Below are 19,687 nucleotides of genomic sequence, written 5' to 3'. Positions count from 1 at the left end.
CAATCTAATATACATTGTTTAGTATAACATAATTTTCAAAGAAATAAAAGCATTTATATAAAAAATAAGAGCATTGTATGTAAACAACGCCCCTATTATGTATATTATTTAAAATAAATTACTTCTTTTTTCTTCTTGCCGCAAAAGCTGTCAGTACAAAGAAAACCGCTGCGGTTGCAACAAGAACAATTATGCTTTCAAAATCAGTCACCGTATGGTCGCCGAACGAATAGATTATACCCATCTCGGAATTAATCTGATTAATTACATCAGGTTTTAATTCGGCAGGTACAGATTTGGTACATTCGGTAATTGCACTCTCTGTAAAAATTTGTCTTAACATACTGCCCGCATGAGAAATCGGAAAACATTTTACTGCAGTTGCAACCGAATCGGGCAACGAACCTACAGGAATATAAATACCTGTAATAAATCCGGAAATTGTACCTATAACCGTACATACGGCGGTATATGCACCCTCGGTTGTTATAAACATTGCAATAAACATAACAATAGAAGTTGTCGCAAGGTCGTCAATTGCAATTATGCCGACAACCTTAAGCATATTCAAAAGGCTTAATAATTCTCCGCCGTTTACAACTATGTATATTTCACCGAGAATAAAACCTATCAATGTAATAAAAAACGAAATCAAAGCAAGACTTAAAATATATCCGAGAGTTATTCTGCTGCGGCTTACAGGTGAACAGTAAAAGTCTTTAAAAAGTCCTTTTGACCTGTCGCTTACTATTGATACCGCACCGAGAGATATTGAAAGCGGCATAATAGAAATAATACCTGCCATTATCCAACCGTCTGTAAGAAGTCTTGGACTGTCAAGTCCTATACCCTCAAAACCTTTTGAAAGTTGATCTCCGAGAAAAAGCGCATACAAGCCGATGATTATAAACACCGTAAGCAAAGAAGCAAGCCAAGCGCCCTTATTTCTGAAATATATTTTAATATTTCTTTTTACCAAAGCAAGCATTACTTTATCTCCTTTCCTGTAACAGCTACAAATAAATCATCCATTTTACCCTTCTGAACTTCAAAATCAAATATGTAATCCTTTAGCTCATTGACTATCGGCAAAGCTGCAAAAGTTGACTTAACGGGAATTTTCACGGTTTCTTTCGTAAATGTGTATTTCATATTTTTTGACTTCAGTATCCTTTCAATATCCGCCATTGTACTGTCTTTATGGTATATTGTAAGCATATCCGAAACATATTTGCTTTTAAGTTCAACGGGAGTTCCTTGCGCCGCAATTTTACCCGAATCCATAATTACAACATATCCTGCATTCTCTGCTTCTTCAAGATAATGAGTGGTAAGAAAAACCGTCATTCCGTATTCTTTTCGTAAATTACTTACGGTTTCCCATACTGAAAGTCTTGTTTGAGGGTCAAGTCCTGTAGTCGGTTCGTCAAGGAATAATATTTTAGGTGTATTAATCAATGCTCTTGCAATATCTGCTCTTCTGCGCTGACCGCCCGAAAGTTTACCGTACGGTCTGTTCATAAAATCGGTTGCACCCGATTTTTCGATAGCATCGGCAACTGCATTTTTCAAACTTTTACCTTTTAAACCGTAAAAACTGCCTCGTATTGAGAGGTTTTCTTTTACGGTAAGCAGCGGGTCAAGCAAACTTTCCTGAAATACCGCACCGATTTCGGCTCTTATTTTTGAATCTTCTTTTCCGAGTATTCTTCCGCCGATTTCAACTCTGCCGCCGTCAGGCTTTAAAAAAGTATTCAATATACTTATGGTGGTTGACTTTCCCGCTCCGTTCGGTCCTAAAAATGCAAACAGACTGCCTTCTTCAACATAAAAACTAATATTGTAAACAGCCTTTAAATCGCCGTAAGTCTTTGTTAAATTTTCAATTACTATTGCTTTTTTCATTGCTGTTTCTCTCCTTTAATATTTTATTAATCGTATTTGAATCTGCTTTCATTCTCAATATATGAATTGTAAACACTATCAAAAATACCGCAATAATTACACCTGCCGCAATCAGCAAGTCTGACATTACAAAATCAAACCAACCGAATATTGCTCCGCCTACTACCATAACCACGGCAAAAACTTCTAAAATATCTATTATGCTTACAGTCAACAAACTAAGTTTGAGTTTAAAACCGTTTGACAATATCATGTCGGTCACAAACATTAATACAGAAATAACCAATGCGACAATAAAGCATTGAATCACGCTGTATGCATTAAAAACAAAACCGCTGCCTAAAAATACATTAAGCAAAGCAAGTATAAGTGTTTGCCAAGCAAATGAATTTACAAAAACAGAAAAAAACTGACTTAATTTATTCATTGTTCTATCCCCTTTACAGTCCGAATTTACTTTTAAAATCTTTTAAATAATGTCTGTTTACAATCTGAACTTCTCCGTTATTCATATGTACTTCCATTTTTCCGTTAAGCAATGGCTTTACACTCGTAAGTTTGCTTATATTAAGAATACAATTTTTACTTATCCTTACAAAATCGGATTGCGGTAAAAGCTGTTCTGTCTGATAGAGTTTGTAATTGGTTTCATACACCTTATTTTGAGAATAAATAAATGTCTTTTCATCAACGCTTTCTATGTAATAAATCATTTCAGCAGATATAAGAAATGTTTTATCATCAATTCTGCCGGTCAGCTTTGCATTGTTATGTTCAAGCTCGTCAAGCAGTCTTTTTAAATTCTCGTCAACAGCCGCACATTTAACCGTAATCTCGGTTTCGGTAACCGTGCTGTCTTTAATTATCTTTATCTTCATATATTCCCTCTGTGAAGTTAAATTCATTTATTAAGTACATTTATAGAATAGCAGAAATTGTATTCAATTTAAAGTATTTTTAGGTAAAATGCAGAATACAAAGGTTAAGTTGCATAAAAAATACCGCCAACCTCTCGGTCAGCGGTAAAAATCAGTTCCAATAGTCAAAAAACAGTACATTTTCGTATTTTGTTATGTAATTTTGAGTTGAATGCCAATTGTTCGGATAAGCGTTATAATACTCATCTGTACACATTACAAGTATACGGTGCTGAACAGCGTTACCGCCGTTGTCAAAAACATATGACACGGCATTTTTAGCATTTGCGTTTACATTTTCTCTGTATCCGTCATACCCCATACCGCCGTTGGCAGATGATTTTCTTAAATCCATAGGATTTTTGCAATATCCGTAAACAAGAGCATCTCTTATACACTGTGCAATAAATACAGAACCTGCATAAGAAGTACCGAACTCACCCATTACAATTTTTTCTATGTAAGCCCTTTCTTTATCGGAAAGTTTATATGTTCTTCCTTTATAACTGCTGTCAATTTTATTTGACGGTAATTTAATTAAAAATGAATTAGCTGCACTTGCTCCGCTGCTTGTACCTCCGCTTGACGCATTCATAAGAATATTTTGCAAAGCGGTTACATCATTAATATCAATTTTGCCGTCACCGTTAATATCCGCACGCTTTTCATATGCATCGGTCCAATTACTTCTGTTCCCCGAAATTCTTAACTGCAAAGCGGTTACATCAGATACTGATACCTTTCCGTCGCCGTTCAAATCATAATTACTTTCTGCCGCAAAAGCGGTAACAGTAAGAAGGCTCATAAACAAAGTTACAGCAAGAACACAAGAAACAAATTTACTTATTTTTTTATTCATATTTTCTCCTTCACAATACCTTTTATTCTGTTATTTACTGATGTTTTTCAACATCACAACATTTTTATTATAACACATAAAAATACAAATTGCAAATTTATTGCTTCTGAAATGTATTTTTTCAAAAAAAAGTGTTGACATTTGTAAATTACGGTGGTATAATAACACTCGTTGATTGAGAGAAAACAATCTCAATACAAAAACTTAATATTAGCGAGTGTGCTGGAATAGGCAGACAGGCACGTTTGAGGGGCGTGTGTTTCACGACGTACGGGTTCAAGTCCCGTCACTCGCACCATAAAAAACAGATTAACTTTCTTATTAGTCTGTTTTTTTGTTTTACAAGCAAATTGATAACGGGACTTGAAGGCGACCGTTAAGAAAACAGTCCTGTGGACTGTTTTTAGGGAGAGCGTTGATGATATTTATAATTTTTGCAAGCCGCATCAAACGAGGCAGAAAGTTTACTTATTTTTTAACTAAGTCACTCGCACCATAAAAACAGATTAACTTTCTTATTAGTCTGTTTTTTTGTTTTACAAGTATGGTAATTTTTAGACTTATTATTACTAAATCTTTTCTGTAATAAAGGAGAATAATATGGGACTGTTTGATAAATTTAAAAAGAAAAATAACGAAGATTACATTGATGATGTAACCTTTATCAGAGATATAAAGCATATTCAATCAGGGCCTTGGCATCAATATGATGTGCTTTTGGCAGCGCAGGGCTATGGATGGGATTATATGATTAGCTCGGCTGATTATATGGCAGCCGCTGACTTGGAAAATATATCACAAGTAACGAGCGGTTTTATTGACTCAGAAGATACCGATATTACAGAATTATACAAAAAGAGCAACTGCAAATGCAGTGAAACAGAAGAATTAAAAAACGAAGCGGCAAGTCTTTCCGTTGCCGGAATAAGCAAAACTTTAAAAGCACCTATGAAAATAGTATGGTTTAATCAAACGCAGGTTTTGAGATTTTTTACAATAGTTGATGATGAAACACTTATTAAGAAATACATTGAAACTGTTATTCGTCGTACTTTTGGAACAAACGATGCTATGAAATTGGCAAAACCTATTCCGAAACAGTAAATTTTATTATTTAGCATAATCCATTAGAAAAACATTTATAAAAGCTTGATCAACCTTTTCAAAGGTTGTGAGTGTGGGCAAAGCCCACAAATACTTTTTGCTACCGCAATTTAATACACTAAACCATAATAGGGCTGACGCTTTGTCTGCCCTATTATTTTTGCAAAACCGCTAAACAGCACAACAGCCGGTGCAAAACGCATCGGCTGTTGTGTATGGAGAGATTAGAATGAATTATTTATATATAAACAGCAGCATTACCATCCAAACATCTGTGACCAAATAGAGTCGTCACCGGTTGAATTTTCGCTGTCTGATGTCGGAGTAGTGCTCTTTTGTGAGCCGTTAGTGATTTGAGAATTGCTTACCGCAGGTATATATTCTTCAAGTACAAATGAAATTGTCTTACTTGTTCCTCTGCGGCTTACAGTAAATGTAACTGTATCGCCTACTTCTGCTTTTTCAAGTGCAGTAGTAATGTCCGATGACGAAGAAACATCTGTATCGTTTACCTTTGTTACAAGGTCACCTCTTGTAACTCCTGCTTTTTCGGCATTTGAACCGGAATCAACAGAAAGAACATAGCAACCTGTCTGATTTACACCGTAATAGAAAGCTGTTTCGTCAGAAGTAATATCTGTAAAGTCAATACCAAGATCAACCTTACCTGTTACATAACCGTATTCTTTAAGGTCACTTAAAATATCAAGTACATTGTTAATCGGAATAGCAAAAGCAATACCCTCAACTTCGGTTGCACTCTGCTTTGCGTTTACGATACCGACAAGTTCACCGTTTGCATTAAAAAGTCCGCCGCCGGAATTACCCGGGTTTACCTGTGCATTTGTCTGCAAAAGTGTCATTTGTGTATCTTCAATAGTAACCTTTCTTGCAAGTGCACTGATGATACCGTCTGTGACTGTACCGCCAAGTTCACCGAGTGGATTGCCGATAGCAACTACATAGTCACCTACCGCAAGACTGTTGCTGTCACCGAAAGTTGCAGGCGAAAGTCCTGTTGCACTAACCTTTAACAAAGCAATATCATTATCTGAATCACTGCCTATGATTGTTGCATCGTACTCTGTGGAATCTCTAAGTCTTACCTTAACAGAATTTGCTCCGTTAATTACATGGTTATTTGTAAGAATATAACCGTCTTGAGAAATAATAACGCCTGAACCCGCACCCTGCTGAACATACTGTTGAGCAAATGAACCCGTTACAACGCTTTCTGTTGAAATTTCAACAACACTGTCGGCTGTCTTTTTAACAATTTCAGAGGTTGAATTTGCCTTAGATGTACTTGAAGCAGTTGTGGTTGTGCCGCTGTTGCTTGTTTTGGTAATATTTAAACTGCCGCTTGTACTGGTATTTACCTTATTTGCAAAATAACCGCCGCCAAAGCCAAGTCCGCAAGAGAACACCATTGTAACTGCAAGTGCTATTGCAATACCGCCTCTTGATATTGGTTTTCTCTGTTTTTTAGGCTTTTTAGCCTTAGGCGGTTTTGCGTTTGCCGAATGATTGGGAGCAGTACCGTACGGTTGAGAATTATATACATTCTGTGACTGTTGGTTCTGTGCAGTGTAACCGTTTGATTGGTAATTATCATAAGCGTTTGTATTTGGATTTTGATAATTATTGCTGTATCCCGAACTTGTATTCTGTGAAGAATATTGAGTAGGCTCGTTATATCTGTTAGGATTATGCGAAGCGTCTTTATTATTGCCGTTTACATATGAATAATGGTATTCTGTGCTGTCTGACTTGTTGTCGCTTTTATCGGAATTCCATTCATATGAAGCCTCTGCATTCTTCTGCGGAATGTCTGTGTTGCTTTCAGGTGTATTTTCAGCATTACCTGAATAAATATCATTGAATTCATTTGGATTTTTATTATCAAGCATTTTTTAGTCCTCCTTAAATGCTATGTCTTTCGTATCTCTTACGATGTATATATAATAATTTTGCCAAGTGAAAACTATATGAACTCGTTTTGAAATAAATATGAAATAAATTGAAATAACAATGAAACCAAATTCACATTCTATTCTTAAAAATGCCGAACAGTCTTAGTCTGACCGTTCGGCATTGGTTTTTCTATATGCTGATATATGTATAGAAGGTATTATTATACTAAGCCTTATTTTCGCTGTTTTCGTCAACAGGCTTTTCAACATACTCGACTATACGCTTTCTGACGGTAACTCCGTCATATTTCTTTTTAAAGGAAACTTTACCCGTAAACTTTCTTCCGCACTTTTTACACAAAAAGGGAGCAACAAAACTTTTGTTTTTTACTTTCCAATTTGCCTGTCTTGCAGCCTGCCTTCCGCAAGCATCGCAATTAAAGCGCATACTGCGTTTATCAATCTCCGGATTATTAATATCTGTAATAAAATGATTTTTATACAGCAGTCTGTCATAAAATTCGTGAGCCGTTGCATCTTTGATAAAATCGTCTATCGGATAATCCTCGACAAAATGTTTCATACACTTTAATGTAAGCTCTGCGTCGGCATATGCACGGTGCTGTTCTTCAACATCAAAGTTAATTGCAAGCATATCTGCGCATACGGATAATCCGAGTTGAGAAGATTTATCATTTACGGAAAGACATTTTTCACAATAATCCTGCACATTGCAATAGCTTGTGAGAAAAGGCAGCTCGGGCCTGTGAGCATAGTACATATAATTCTCAATCAATGCAAGAATGTCGCTTGTACCCCATGTCACCAAAACGCAATCGCCGCAGAATTTTTTAAATTCAGAAACAGCGTGCATAAATGTACAGCCGTTTTCTCTTAATTCTTCGTTGGTGATTTTGGTTAGCTTTTTAACCTTTGAACAAAGTTTTTTGCCTATCTGCGGAGAAATAAGCATTTCAAATCTGTCAATAATATTCAGATTTTCGTCAGTTTTAACTGCCCCGAACTCAATTATCTCATTTACAAATCTGTGTTCTTTACTGCTGTATGAGCCGTTCCATTCAAGGTCTAATACTACAAAACTCATTATTTTTTATGGAATGCCTGTTTCATTCTCTGTTCCTTAGAAAGAATACGCTTACGCATACGGATATTTTCGGGAGTAACCTCTACAAGCTCATCATCTGCAATAAACTCAAGACACTGCTCAAGCGATAGAATTGACGGCGGTGTAAGTTTAAGTGCATCATCAGAACCTGAAGCACGGGTATTTGTGATATGCTTTTTCTTACATACATTAACCGTAATATCTTCTGACTTAGGGCTTGCGCCTACAATCATACCCTCATATACAGGAACACCCGGGCCGACAAAGAGTCTGCCTCTCTCCTGTGCCGCATACAAACCGTAAGTTACTGTTTCGCCTGTTTCAAAAGCGATAAGCGAACCCTGATGACGGGTTACGATTTCACCCTTGTACGGCTCATATCCGTCAAACACATGGTTCATAATACCGTTACCGTTTGTATCTGTAAGGAATTCGGGACGGTAACCCATAAGACCTCTTGACGGAATACGGAACTCAATGTGAGTAGAACCGCCCTCACGGGTGCCCATATTAATAAGTTCAGCTTTTCTTGAACCGAGTTTTTCCATAACTGCACCTACATAAGCGTCAGGCACTTCTATAATGAGCATTTCCATAGGCTCATTCAACTTACCGTCAATCATCTTTGTGATAACCTGTGGACGAGATACCTGGAACTCATAATTCTGGCGGCGCATTGTTTCAATAAGAATTGAAAGGTGAAGCTCGCCTCTGCCCGATACTTTAAATGTATCCGCACTGTCTGTTTCTTCTACCCTTAACGCAACATTGGTTTCAATTTCCTTGAATAGTCTGTCACGAAGATTTCTTGATGTAACATACTTACCCTCTCTGCCGGCAAACGGAGAGTTATTTACAATAAAGTTCATTGATACGGTCGGTTCGTCAATCTTAACAAACGGGAGCTGTTCAATATTTTCAGGGTCGCAAATTGTTTCACCGATATTAATATCCTGAATACCGCTTACGCAGATAAGATCACCCATTTCAGCAGTTTCGCTCTCAACTCTCTTAAGTCCCTCATACTGATAAATCTTACCGATTCTTGCGTTCTTTGTTACATTGCCGTCTGTATGACAGATTGCAACGCTCTGACCTGTTTTTACAGTGCCTCTCTCAACTCTGCCTACACCTATTCTGCCCACAAACGGATCAGAATCTATATTTGAAATAAGAATCTGAAGTCCGCCCTCTGCATCTCCCTGCGGAGCAGGAATTTCATTTATAATAGCCTCAAAAAGAGGTTTCATATCTGTACCGGGCTGATGCGGATCAAGGCTTGCATAGCCGTCACGGCCCGATGCATATACTACAGGGAATTCAAGCTGATCCTCGTCAGCGCCAAGCTCGATAAATAGGTCGAGAACTTCGTCAACAACTTCTTCGGGTCTTGCACCCGGACGGTCAATTTTATTGACTACAACCAAAGGCTTTTTGCCAAGACCCAAAGCCTTTTTAAGAACGAATCTTGTCTGCGGCATACAACCTTCGAAAGCGTCTACAAGAAGTACAACGCCGTCTACCATCATAAGTATACGCTCAACCTCACCGCCAAAGTCGGCATGACCGGGGGTGTCAACAATATTAATCTTAATGCCGTTGTACATTACAGCGGTGTTTTTAGAAAGGATTGTAATGCCTCTCTCTCTTTCAAGGTCGTTAGAATCCATTACTCTTTCAGCCACATTCTCATTTGCTCTGAAAACACCGCTCTGTTTTAAGAGCTGGTCAACGAGAGTTGTTTTACCGTGGTCAACATGAGCGATAATAGCTATATTTCTCAAATTTTCTCTTGTTTCCATAAAATTATCCCCCTATAAGAATCTAAGTTCAAATATCCTACACATACTTTTTTATTATATCACCTAAATGTTGAAAATTCAATTTATTTTTAAAAATAAACAACAGATAGTGCCAAAATCGCAAATTTTCGTATTTACATCCATTTTTACTTTACATAAGAAGAAAAATGTTATATAATAGATACTAATAATTGCCTTATAATGGGCAATTAATGTACACGGGTTATTGCTTTTAATAATGCAAATACCACAAAATACTTTTTGCGGAGGTAATCAAATGGGCTACACAATTGCACAGAAAATTATTAAAGAGCATTTGGTATGCGGCGAAATGGTTGTCGGCAACGACATCGGCTTACGCATTGACCAGACTCTTACACAGGACGCAACAGGCACAATGGCTTACATAGAATACGAGGCTATGGGTATTCCAAGAGTCAAAACCGAAAAGAGCGTTGCATATATAGACCACAACACATTGCAGACAGGTTTTGAAAATGCCGACGACCACAGATTTATTCAGTCTGTATGTAAAAAGCACGGCATTTATTTTTCAAGACCGGGCAACGGTATTTGCCACCAGGTACACCTTGAAAGATTCGGTAAGCCTGGCAAAACATTAATCGGTTCCGACAGCCACACACCTACAGGCGGCGGTATCGGAATGCTTGCTATCGGTGCAGGCGGTCTTGATGTTGCTGTTGCTATGGGCGGCGGTGCATATTACATCACAATGCCTAAGATGGTAAGAGTTAATCTTACGGGTAAACTCAGCCCATGGGTTTCTGCAAAGGATATTATTCTTGCAGTATTAAGAGTTATGAGCGTTAAGGGCGGCGTCGGCAAAATTGTTGAGTACGGCGGCGAAGGTGTCAAAACACTTACAGTTCCGGAGCGTGCTACAATTACAAATATGGGTGCTGAGCTCGGCGCTACAACATCCGTATTCCCTTCTGACGAAATCACAAGAGAATTTCTCAAGGCTCAGGGCAGAGAGGAAGACTACACAGAGTTAAGCGCAGACGCAGACGCAGTTTACGATGAGGTTATTGAAATTAACCTTTCGGAGCTTGAACCGCTCGCCGCTTGTCCACATTCACCTGATAATGTTAAACCGATCAGCGAGCTTGAGGGTCAGAAGATTGACCAGGTATGTATCGGTTCTTGCACAAACTCAAGTTATCTTGACCTTATGAGAGTTGCCCATATCTTAAAGGGCAAAACAGTTGCAGACGGCGTTTCACTTGCTATTGCTCCGGGCAGTAAGCAGGTATTCAATATGCTTGCTATGAACGGCGCACTTGCCGATATGATTGCTGCCGGCGCAAGAATTCTTGAAAGTGCCTGCGGTCCATGTATAGGTATGGGACAGTCACCTAACAGCAAGGGTATTTCACTCCGTACTTTCAACCGTAACTTTGAGGGCAGAAGCGGTACAGCTGACGGTCAGATTTACCTCGTATCGCCTGAAACAGCTGCTGTTTCGGCACTTGCAGGTGTATTTACAGACCCAAGAAAACTCGGTCCTGCCGCAGAAATTGAACTTCCCGAGAAGTTCCTCATTAATGATAATATGGTTATTGCTCCTGCTCCTGTTGAGGAAATGGACAATGTTGAAATCTTAAGAGGACCAAACATTAAGGAATATCCTAAGACAAGCCCTCTTACAGAGTCTATCGAGGCATCTTGCTCACTTAAGGTTGGCGACAACATTACAACCGACCACATTATGCCTGCCGGTGCAAAGATTCTTCCGCTCCGTTCAAATATTCCTGCTATTTCACAGCACTGCTTTACAGTATGCGATAAGGAATTTCCTGAAAGAGCAAAAACTCTCGGCAAGAGCATTATCGTAGGCGGCGAAAACTACGGTCAGGGTTCATCAAGAGAGCACGCAGCACTTGCTCCGCTCTTCCTCGGCGTTAAGGCAGTTCTTGTAAAGAGTTTTGCAAGAATCCATAAGAGTAACCTCATTAACGCAGGTATTCTTCCGCTTACATTCCAAAACACTGCCGATTACGATAAGATTAAGCTCGGCGATATGCTTGAGTTTCCTAATGTTAAAAAGGAAATTGCAGAAGGCTCGGCTGTTACAGTTGTAAACAAGACAACAGGCGAAACCATTGTTGCCGACTGTGAGCTTTCAGACAGAACAAGAGCAATTATTCTTGCAGGCGGTTTGCTTGACTATACAAAGGAGAACAGCTAATGGATAAAATTAAAATGACTACCCCCATCGTTGAGATGGACGGCGACGAAATGACAAGAGTTCTTTGGCAGAAAATCAAAGACATTCTTATTTACCCATACATTGATTTAAAGAGCGAGTATTATGACCTCGGTCTTGAAAACAGAAACAAAACAGATGACCAGGTTACTGTTGACAGTGCAGAGGCTACAAAGAAATACGGCGTTGCCGTAAAATGTGCTACAATCACACCAAATGCTGCAAGAATGGACGAGTACAACCTCAAGCAGATGTGGAAATCACCAAATGGCACAATCCGTGCTATCCTTGACGGTACAGTATTCAGAAGTCCTATCCTTGTAAAGGGTATCACTCCGTACATTCCTACATGGAAAAAGCCAATCTGTATTGCCCGTCACGCTTACGGTGATGTTTACAAAAATACAGAAATGGTTGTTAAGGCGGGCAGCAAGGCTGAACTTTGCGTTACCAAGCCTGACGGTACAGAAGAAAGAAGTACAATCTTTGATTTCAAGACAGACGGTATCATTCAGGGTATGCACAACCTTGACAAGAGTATTTCTTCATTTGCCCGTTCATGTTTTAACTATGCACTCGACCAGAAACTTGATGTATGGTTTGCTACAAAAGATACAATCAGCAAGAAGTACGACCACAGATTTAAGGATCTTTTTGCTGAAATCTTTGAGAATGAATACAAAGAGAAATTTGAGCAGGCAGGCATTACATATTTCTACACACTTATTGATGACGCTGTAGCAAGAGTTATCAGAAGTGAGGGCGGCTATATGTGGGCTTGCAAAAACTATGACGGCGATGTAATGAGCGATATGATTGCTACTGCTTTCGGCTCACTTGCTATGATGACAAGTGTACTTGTTTCACCTGACGGTGTTTATGAGTATGAAGCTGCACACGGTACAGTTCAGCGCCATTATTATAAGTATCTTAAGGGCGAGGAAACTTCCACAAACTCTGTTGCAACTCTCTTTGCTTGGACAGGCGCTCTCAGAAAGCGTGGCGAGCTTGATAATCTTCCTGAACTTATGAACTTTGCGGACAAGCTTGAGAAAGCTACTATCGACACTATTGAAGACGGCATTATGACAGGCGACCTTTATGCTATTTCAACTCTTGAAAACAAGAAAAAGGTTAATTCAGAAGATTTCTTGCTTGCAATAAACGAGCATCTTGCCGCTTCACTTGCATAAGCAAACACAATTCGGTTAAAGGAGTAAGGTTAAAGTACAATGTCCAGAAATGACAACATTTCAATGTCTGTAATCAGAAGACTGCCCAGATATTATCGTTTCTTGTCTGAGCTTAACGAACAAAACATTGATAAAATTTCATCTACAAAACTGGCTGAAATTATGAATGTAACCGCTTCTCAGGTAAGACAGGATCTTAACTGCTTTGGTGGATTCGGTCAGCAGGGCTACGGTTACAGTGTTTCTCAGCTTAAGGAAGAAATACAAAATATTCTTGGTCTTAACAATAATTATAAAGCTATACTTATCGGTGCCGGCAACCTTGGTAAAGCGGTTGCCAAGCATATGAACTTTGAAAAGCTCGGCTTTGAACTTATCGCCTGTTTTGACTGTAACGAAGAAAAAGTTGGCAAAAAGCTGAATAATCTTACAATAATGCACGACAGTCTGCTTGACGAGTTCTGTCAGAACAACAAAATCAATACAGCGTTTTTGTGTATTCCGAGAGTATGTGTAGAAAATGTACTTGACAAACTTTATGGCTACGGCATAAAGAACTATTGGAATTTCAGTCACTATGACATTGCAAGAAAGTACAGCGACACCCTTGTTGAAAATGTACACCTAAGTGACAGTCTTATGACCTTATGTTACAAAATGAATAACCGAGATAAAATCTTATAATTAAATAAAGGCTGTTTCCTATCTTCGGAACAGCCTTTTAATTATGCTTAACTTAGTTTATCACAAAGTTAAAAGGTTCAATGTTAATTTATGGTTTAGTGCACGAGTTAAGCAAAATAATAATTCACTCCAATTAATTTAATAAAAAAACAACAATTAACTACCGCACTCCAATCGGAATGCGGTAGTTTTTATGATAGGAAATCTATCTATTTATAAATTACTTTTTATCAACTGTATGAAGAAGTCTTGCAGCATAAAGTACGCAAAGTACGCTTACGCCTGTATCTGCTATTACAGACAACCACATCGGAGCGATACCGAGTATTGCAAGGATAATTACAATTGTCTTTACACCAAGTGCAAATGTAATGTTTGTCTTTACAGTAGCAACAACTTTCTTTGCTATTCTGACAGACAACGGTAACTGTTTTAAATTACCTGCCGCAAGCACAGCATCTGCCGCCTCAATAGCAGCCTCACTGCCGAATCCCATTGCAAAACCGCAATCGCTTGCAGTAAGAACAGGGGCATCATTGATACCGTCACCGATAAAGCATACAGACTTATGAGTTTTCTTTATATCTATAAGTTTTTCAAGTTTATCTGACGGCATAAGCTCTGCCGAATAAGAATCAAGTTTAAGTTCATTTGCAATATCCATTGCATTTTCTTTTTTATCACCCGTAAGCATTACACTGTCTTTAACACCGAGTTTTCTTAACTCTGCAATTACACTCTTTGCCTCCGGTCTTAATGTATCGCTAACAGAGATTGCACCGATTAATTCACCGTCGTAGATTACATATACAGATGCGGTTTTTTCTGCATTTACCTTTTGTTTATCGCTTAAAACCTTTGTGCCGCCGCATACAAGAGCTTTGCCGTTATATACAGCTGTAACTCCCTGTCCCGCCTTTTCGCTGTAATCTGAAAGTTCAGGTAAGTTTTCCTTTTCTGCCTTATTTTTTATTGCCATAGCAATCGGATGTGAAGAATATCTTTCACAAGCGGCTGCAAGTGCAATAATTTCAGATGAAGTATGATTGCCGTAAGCAAAAACTTTGTTTACAGAAAGCTCGCCTGTTGTAAGTGTACCTGTCTTGTCAAATACAAATGCGTCAGCCTTTGCAAGAGCTTCGATATACTTGCCGCCCTTAATAAGAACGCTGATTTTTGATGATGCGCCAAGACCCGAATAATAAGAAAGCGGAACCGAAATTACGATTGCACAAGGGCAAGATGCAACAAGACAAACCAAAGCACGATAAATCCATGTGCTGAAACTGCCAAGCCCCACAAGCGGAGGAACAATAGCAACTACAATAGAAATAAGTATAATAATCGGTGTGTAAACAGCTGCAAAACGGCTGATAAGCTTTTCACTCTGTCCCTTTGTAGCGGCTGCATCTTCAACAAGTTTAATAATTCTTGCCGCTGTACTGTCGCCAAATTCCTTAGTAGTTTTTATTTCTATTAAAGAATTACCGTTAATCATTCCGCTCATTACTTCACTGCCGACCTCTGCGTCGACAGGAACACTCTCACCTGTAAGCGCCGAAGTATCAAGAGTAGTATTTCCTTTAGTAATAACACCGTCAAGCGGTACTCTTTCGTGTGGTTTAACTACAATTGTACTGCCTATTTTAACATCCTCGGCGGCTTTTACAACCTCCTTGCCGTTTATAAGTACGGTTGCATTATCGGGACGAATCTGCGCAAGTTTTGCAATATCACTTCTCGATGCAGATACTGCTTTCTCTTCTACAATTTCGCCGACTGCAAAGAGAATAGTAACCATAGCCGCCTCTACAAACTCGCCTAACGCAAATGCCGCAATAACAGCAATTGTAAGCAATGTAGTTTCATCTATCTGTAATTTAAACACCGATTTTACGCCTTTAATAAATGTTCTCCAACCTGACAAAACAGTGGCAACAAGGCTTAGTCCGAGTAGAACAAACCAACCTACAGTACCGAATTCAGCATCAGGAAATACAGTAAGTTCAAGACCGAAAGCCGCTACACCAAGCACAGCCGCTGTAATAATAGAAATAAGTTCATTCTTTATTTCAACCTTTTTATCTTCCTTGGCTGAATTTACCTTTTTGGCAGTTACAGTGTTTTCTTTTACATTGTTATCAATAACTTCTACACCGTCTTCAATGCTGTCACAAACTGCCTGTATGTCCTGTGCCGTTACATCCTCTGCTGACTCAAACACAAGTTTTTTATTTGCAAAATTGAAATTAACATTCTCATAGCCGTCTGTTTCGGCTAATTTCTTCTCTATCTTTCCTGCACAGTGCGCACAGTTGAGATTTTCAAGTGTGAAAGTGTACTGCTTTAAATTCTTTCTCTTTGTATTATCAATAACTTCTACACCGTCTTCGATGCTGTCACAAACCGCCTGTATATCCTGTGCCGTTACATCACGCGAACATTGAAGTACGAGTTTTTTATTTGCAAAGTTGAAATTTACATTCTCATAACCGTCTGTTTCAGCTAATTTCTGCTCTATCTTTCCCGCACAATGCGCACAGTTAAGATTTTCAAGTGTAAAATTATATTTCATAAAAAACACCCTCCTTACTCGAGAACGTGATCAAGTCCCATTTCAATAATTTTTTTAACATGGTCGTCATCAAGAGTATAATAAATTTGCTTCCCCTCTCTTCTGACCCTAACAAGTTTGTTTTGTCTTAATACTCTCAACTGATGAGAAATAGTGCTTTGCTCCATATTTAAAGCCTCTGCAATACTAAGCACCGACATCTCATTATCGGAAATTGCAAACATTATTCTGATTCTTGTCGAATCGCCGAATACTTTAAAAAGATCCGCTAAATCAAACAGCACTTCCAAATCAGGAATTTCTTTTTCTTTCTTTTCATTTAGTTCTGCCATATTCCTATCTCCGTTTATTAATCTGTTCATATGTTTATATGTTCATATGTTAGCTTGAGTATAGCACATAAAAAAGTAATTGTCAATACAATTTAAAAAATTATTTGGTAAATATTTAAATATTTTTCAGAATTTCTTACATTATATATGCAATTATATCCTGAAAAATATTGCAAGATTTTAATTCCGTATTGCAATTATGACAGCAGTATTATTTTTTATAAGAATAATTACAAGTATGTAATCTTGCTTAGTCATAATAAGAATAAACTTGATTTCATTCATATAATTTGAGTACATTTTAGATAAAAATATGTTACAATTCCAAATATGCGTTGACTTTACTACAATTTTGTAGTATCATTTTCTGTATAGGAATGTTAGTGTTACCTTGTTGTAATGCTACAAAATGTGTGTTTTAAGAAAATGTAATATATTTGTGGATATACTATTATCAGTTGAGTAATCTGGCAGATACTCATTTTTACAGCAATCAATGTTGCTGTTTTTTGGCACGCACTTTTATTTAGATTTAGATTATGTAAACTCACATATTCGTTATTGTGAATGTACAGTATATGGAATTGGAGTGTAACGGTTTGGAAAAGTTTGTAGTAAACGGCGGTAAGCCGCTTTTTGGTGAAGTAAATATCAGCGGTGCAAAAAACGCCGCAGTAGCAATTATCCCGGCAGTAATCCTTTGTGACGAGCCTTGTCAGATTGAAAATATACCTAACATCAGCGATGTTTCACTTATCAGCAGAATTCTTCAGCAGATGGGTGCACAGGTAAGAAGAATTAATAAATCATCACTTTATATAGACCCGACACATATTTCAACTCACTCTGCAACAACAGAACTTGTAAGAGGTATGAGAGCATCTTATTACCTTCTCGGTGCTCTTCTGGGCAGATGCGGTAAAGCTCAGGTTGCTTTACCGGGTGGTTGTAACTTCGGTGTCCGTCCGATTGATCAGCATTTAAAAGGCTTTGAAGCTATGGGCGCAGTAACACAGCTTGTTGACGGCGCGATTATTGAGGCAGATGCTGATAATCTTCACGGTGAGCATATTTACCTTGATGTAGTATCTGTAGGAGCTACAATGAATATTATGCTTGCGGCATCTAAAGCCGAGGGTATGACTATCATTGAAAATGCCGCAAGAGAACCGCATATTGTTGACCTCGCTAACTTTCTTAATTCAATGGGCGCAGATGTAAGAGGCGCAGGTACAGATGTTATTAAAATCCGTGGCGTAAAATATCTCCACGGCATAACATATTCGATTATTCCGGATCAGATTGAGGCAGGCACATATATGTGTGCGGCAGCTGCTACAAGAGGTTGCATTACAGTAAATAACATTACTCCAAAGCACCTTGAATCAATTACAGCTAAACTCCGTGAAATGGGTGTTGTAATTACCGAATACGATGAGGCTATCAAAATTGACGCTACAAAGAATCCTTTAAAGCGTTGTAATATTAAGACTATGCCACATCCCGGTTTCCCTACTGACTGTCAGCCGCAATTTGCCGCACTTCTTGTAAGTGTACCGGGTACAAGCATTATAAATGAAAATGTATGGGATAACCGTTATCAGTATGTAAGTGAGCTTGTTAGAATGGGTGCACACATTTCTGTTGAGGGCAGACTTGCAATTATTGAGGGCGGATCTCTGCTTACAGCAGCTCCTGTAAAAGCTACCGATCTAAGAGCCGGTGCAGCAATGATTATTGCGGCACTTGAAATTAACGGTGTTACTGAAATTTCAAGTATCCAGTACATTGAGCGTGGCTATGAAGATGTAATTGAAAAATTCAGAGCATTGGGTGCTGACATCAAAAAAGTTTATTATGCAGGCGATAACGAAGAAGAACTTCGGGCTTAATAATTAAACATAAAAATTTAACCGCTTGAGTTTTATAGCTCAAGCGGTTTTTTTCATAATAAATTAGATTATTTATCAAAATTCAATACTAATCGTTTGTGTAAATTATGGTTTAGCGGAATAAATTGGAAAAGCAATTATAAAAGTTTGGTCGACCTTTTCAAAGGTCGTGGGTGTGGGCAAAGCCCACAAATACTTTCCGTTTATGCAATCTAACGATAGCCAAACAGCTCGCTGTTTGCTCCTGATAAATTGTTATATCGGAAGATTTTTATGGGCGCTGCCCATACCCGCAATTTTTGAAAAAATTGAGTAAACTTTTTTGTTTTTGGGAGGATAATTTAGCGTTAGCTAAATTTCAATGCCCGACCGACAATCCGCAAAACCATAACTTTTACGAAAAAATAGGCGGGTACTCTTTGCAAGTATCCGCCTAAAATTTTAAAATTAAATCTCGTTGCCTAACATCTTGCTCCCTCTCTCTTTAAACATCAATATTGCCGATTACTCAATTTTTATAAATCTCAAGATGTCAGGCAGAACGGATTTACATCAGTATGAGGAAATATGAATTTATCAACGCTATGTGCTCCGGTATCTGAAATTTTTTCAGATTATCGGTGTCTTCGTCCCCACCGAGCGCTAATAAAGGCATATAACCAAAACACTCTATATACAACAAATTTCCATGTTCGTTAACAGCTTTATAATACTGATTCAAAGAAAAAAATTCGTTTAAAAAGCTCTTGTCTGCAAGTCTTTTTAAAAAGAAATCAAAATCTTTGAGCATCAGTTCACATTTTCCGTAGCGAAGATACATTATACTTATATATTCGCCGCTTTCCAAGGTAATTATGTCACCAAATGCAGTTACAAAAATGGGAACTGCGTCTTTATACGGAAAGTATGTATTATCAATTATACTTTGATAATCATCGGGATTAATCACTTTAATATATCCGTTCATAGAAGTGCCTAATCCGTAATTTTGCCAAATTTTAAGCAAAGTTTCAGGAATTTTATTCTTGAATTTGTTAATAACATTGTCATTAACTTTTGCATATGATTGAAAATCCTGTAATGCAACTGTATTCAAGAGTATTTCTCCCTTTTTATTTTATACAAACCTCCGTACCGTTGCACAGCACCGCTTTACTT

The 19,687-nt window shown here is 38.1% G+C and carries 16 protein-coding genes and 1 tRNA gene; 6 read left to right on the top strand and 11 right to left on the bottom strand.

Annotated features, from left to right (window positions below):
* Window positions 1-118: 118 nt before the first annotated feature.
* The 5 genes from KGF34_RS01065 to KGF34_RS01045 form a co-directional block, all read right to left on the bottom strand.
* Complete coding sequence (locus KGF34_RS01065; RefSeq protein ID WP_022234718.1) at window positions 119-988, bottom strand: ABC transporter permease; 870 nt, start codon at window positions 986-988, stop codon at window positions 119-121.
* Complete coding sequence (locus KGF34_RS01060; protein ID WP_252559550.1) at window positions 988-1,905, bottom strand: ATP-binding cassette domain-containing protein; 918 nt, start codon at window positions 1,903-1,905, stop codon at window positions 988-990. Before KGF34_RS01060 ends, KGF34_RS01065 begins: the two co-directional genes overlap by 1 nt.
* Entirely contained in the window at window positions 1,883-2,332 is a 450-nt protein-coding gene (locus KGF34_RS01055) for a DUF3021 domain-containing protein (RefSeq protein WP_252559549.1), read from the bottom strand. The genes KGF34_RS01060 and KGF34_RS01055 overlap by 23 nt, the downstream gene beginning before the upstream one ends.
* A gap of 13 nt (window positions 2,333-2,345) precedes the next feature.
* Complete coding sequence (locus tag KGF34_RS01050; RefSeq protein ID WP_252559548.1) at window positions 2,346-2,783, bottom strand: LytTR family DNA-binding domain-containing protein; 438 nt, start codon at window positions 2,781-2,783, stop codon at window positions 2,346-2,348.
* Between the two features lie 151 nt (window positions 2,784-2,934).
* On the bottom strand, window positions 2,935-3,681 hold the full coding sequence (locus KGF34_RS01045) for a dockerin type I repeat-containing protein (RefSeq protein ID WP_022234714.1): 747 nt from the start codon (window positions 3,679-3,681) through the stop codon (window positions 2,935-2,937).
* 213 nt (window positions 3,682-3,894) lie between these two features.
* On the opposite strand from KGF34_RS01045, the gene KGF34_RS01040 reads away from it, so the two are divergent.
* Window positions 3,895-3,979 (top strand) — tRNA-Leu (locus KGF34_RS01040).
* 302 nt (window positions 3,980-4,281) lie between these two features.
* A complete protein-coding gene (locus tag KGF34_RS01035; RefSeq protein ID WP_252559547.1) occupies window positions 4,282-4,785 on the top strand; it encodes a hypothetical protein in 504 nt (167 codons plus the stop codon).
* A 257-nt stretch (window positions 4,786-5,042) separates the two neighbouring features.
* On the opposite strand, the gene KGF34_RS01030 is transcribed toward KGF34_RS01035, so the two are convergent.
* From KGF34_RS01030 to typA, 3 genes are all read right to left on the bottom strand, one after another.
* Entirely contained in the window at window positions 5,043-6,695 is a 1,653-nt protein-coding gene (locus tag KGF34_RS01030) for a trypsin-like peptidase domain-containing protein (RefSeq protein ID WP_252559546.1), read from the bottom strand.
* Window positions 6,696-6,924: 229 nt separating this feature from the next.
* Entirely contained in the window at window positions 6,925-7,803 is an 879-nt protein-coding gene (locus KGF34_RS01025) for a 3'-5' exonuclease (RefSeq protein ID WP_195410777.1), read from the bottom strand.
* Window positions 7,803-9,626 (bottom strand): translational GTPase TypA, encoded by a 1,824-nt coding sequence (gene typA / locus KGF34_RS01020; protein WP_022234710.1) that lies wholly within the window; start codon window positions 9,624-9,626, stop codon window positions 7,803-7,805. Before typA ends, KGF34_RS01025 begins: the two co-directional genes overlap by 1 nt.
* Before the next feature lie 277 nt (window positions 9,627-9,903).
* Between typA and KGF34_RS01015 the strand changes: the two genes are divergently transcribed.
* From KGF34_RS01015 to KGF34_RS01005, 3 genes are read left to right on the top strand one after another with little or no spacing between them, the layout of a single operon-like run.
* Window positions 9,904-11,835: an aconitate hydratase gene (locus tag KGF34_RS01015; RefSeq protein WP_252559545.1), complete on the top strand. Its 1,932-nt coding sequence runs from the start codon at window positions 9,904-9,906 to the stop codon at window positions 11,833-11,835.
* Entirely contained in the window at window positions 11,835-13,046 is a 1,212-nt protein-coding gene (locus KGF34_RS01010; protein WP_186936335.1) for an NADP-dependent isocitrate dehydrogenase, read from the top strand. Before KGF34_RS01015 ends, KGF34_RS01010 begins: the two co-directional genes overlap by 1 nt.
* A 39-nt stretch (window positions 13,047-13,085) precedes the next feature.
* Window positions 13,086-13,730 carry a redox-sensing transcriptional repressor Rex gene (locus KGF34_RS01005; protein ID WP_186936336.1) on the top strand — a complete coding sequence of 215 codons (645 nt, stop codon included), beginning with the start codon at window positions 13,086-13,088 and terminating at the stop codon, window positions 13,728-13,730.
* Between the two features lie 220 nt (window positions 13,731-13,950).
* On the opposite strand, the gene KGF34_RS01000 is transcribed toward KGF34_RS01005, so the two are convergent.
* The gene (locus KGF34_RS01000; RefSeq protein WP_252559544.1) at window positions 13,951-16,305 is read right to left on the bottom strand and encodes a heavy metal translocating P-type ATPase; all 2,355 of its coding nucleotides are present in this window, start codon (window positions 16,303-16,305) and stop codon (window positions 13,951-13,953) included.
* 14 nt (window positions 16,306-16,319) lie between these two features.
* A complete protein-coding gene (locus KGF34_RS00995) occupies window positions 16,320-16,637 on the bottom strand; it encodes a metalloregulator ArsR/SmtB family transcription factor (RefSeq protein WP_022234585.1) in 318 nt (105 codons plus the stop codon).
* A gap of 599 nt (window positions 16,638-17,236) precedes the next feature.
* On the opposite strand from KGF34_RS00995, the gene KGF34_RS00990 reads away from it, so the two are divergent.
* Entirely contained in the window at window positions 17,237-18,529 is a 1,293-nt protein-coding gene (locus KGF34_RS00990) for a UDP-N-acetylglucosamine 1-carboxyvinyltransferase (RefSeq protein WP_252559543.1), read from the top strand.
* A gap of 547 nt (window positions 18,530-19,076) precedes the next feature.
* On the opposite strand, the gene KGF34_RS00985 is transcribed toward KGF34_RS00990, so the two are convergent.
* The gene (locus KGF34_RS00985; protein WP_252559542.1) at window positions 19,077-19,625 is read right to left on the bottom strand and encodes a T6SS immunity protein Tdi1 domain-containing protein; all 549 of its coding nucleotides are present in this window, start codon (window positions 19,623-19,625) and stop codon (window positions 19,077-19,079) included.
* Window positions 19,626-19,687 lie beyond the last annotated feature (62 nt).

This window comes from Ruminococcus sp. FMBCY1 (genome assembly GCF_023921805.1).
Taxonomy (GTDB): Bacteria; Bacillota; Clostridia; order Oscillospirales; family Acutalibacteraceae; genus Ruminococcoides; species Ruminococcoides intestinale_A.
The sequence above is the reverse complement of the archived record's forward strand: the minus strand, read 5'-3'. Positions and strand labels throughout refer to the sequence as shown.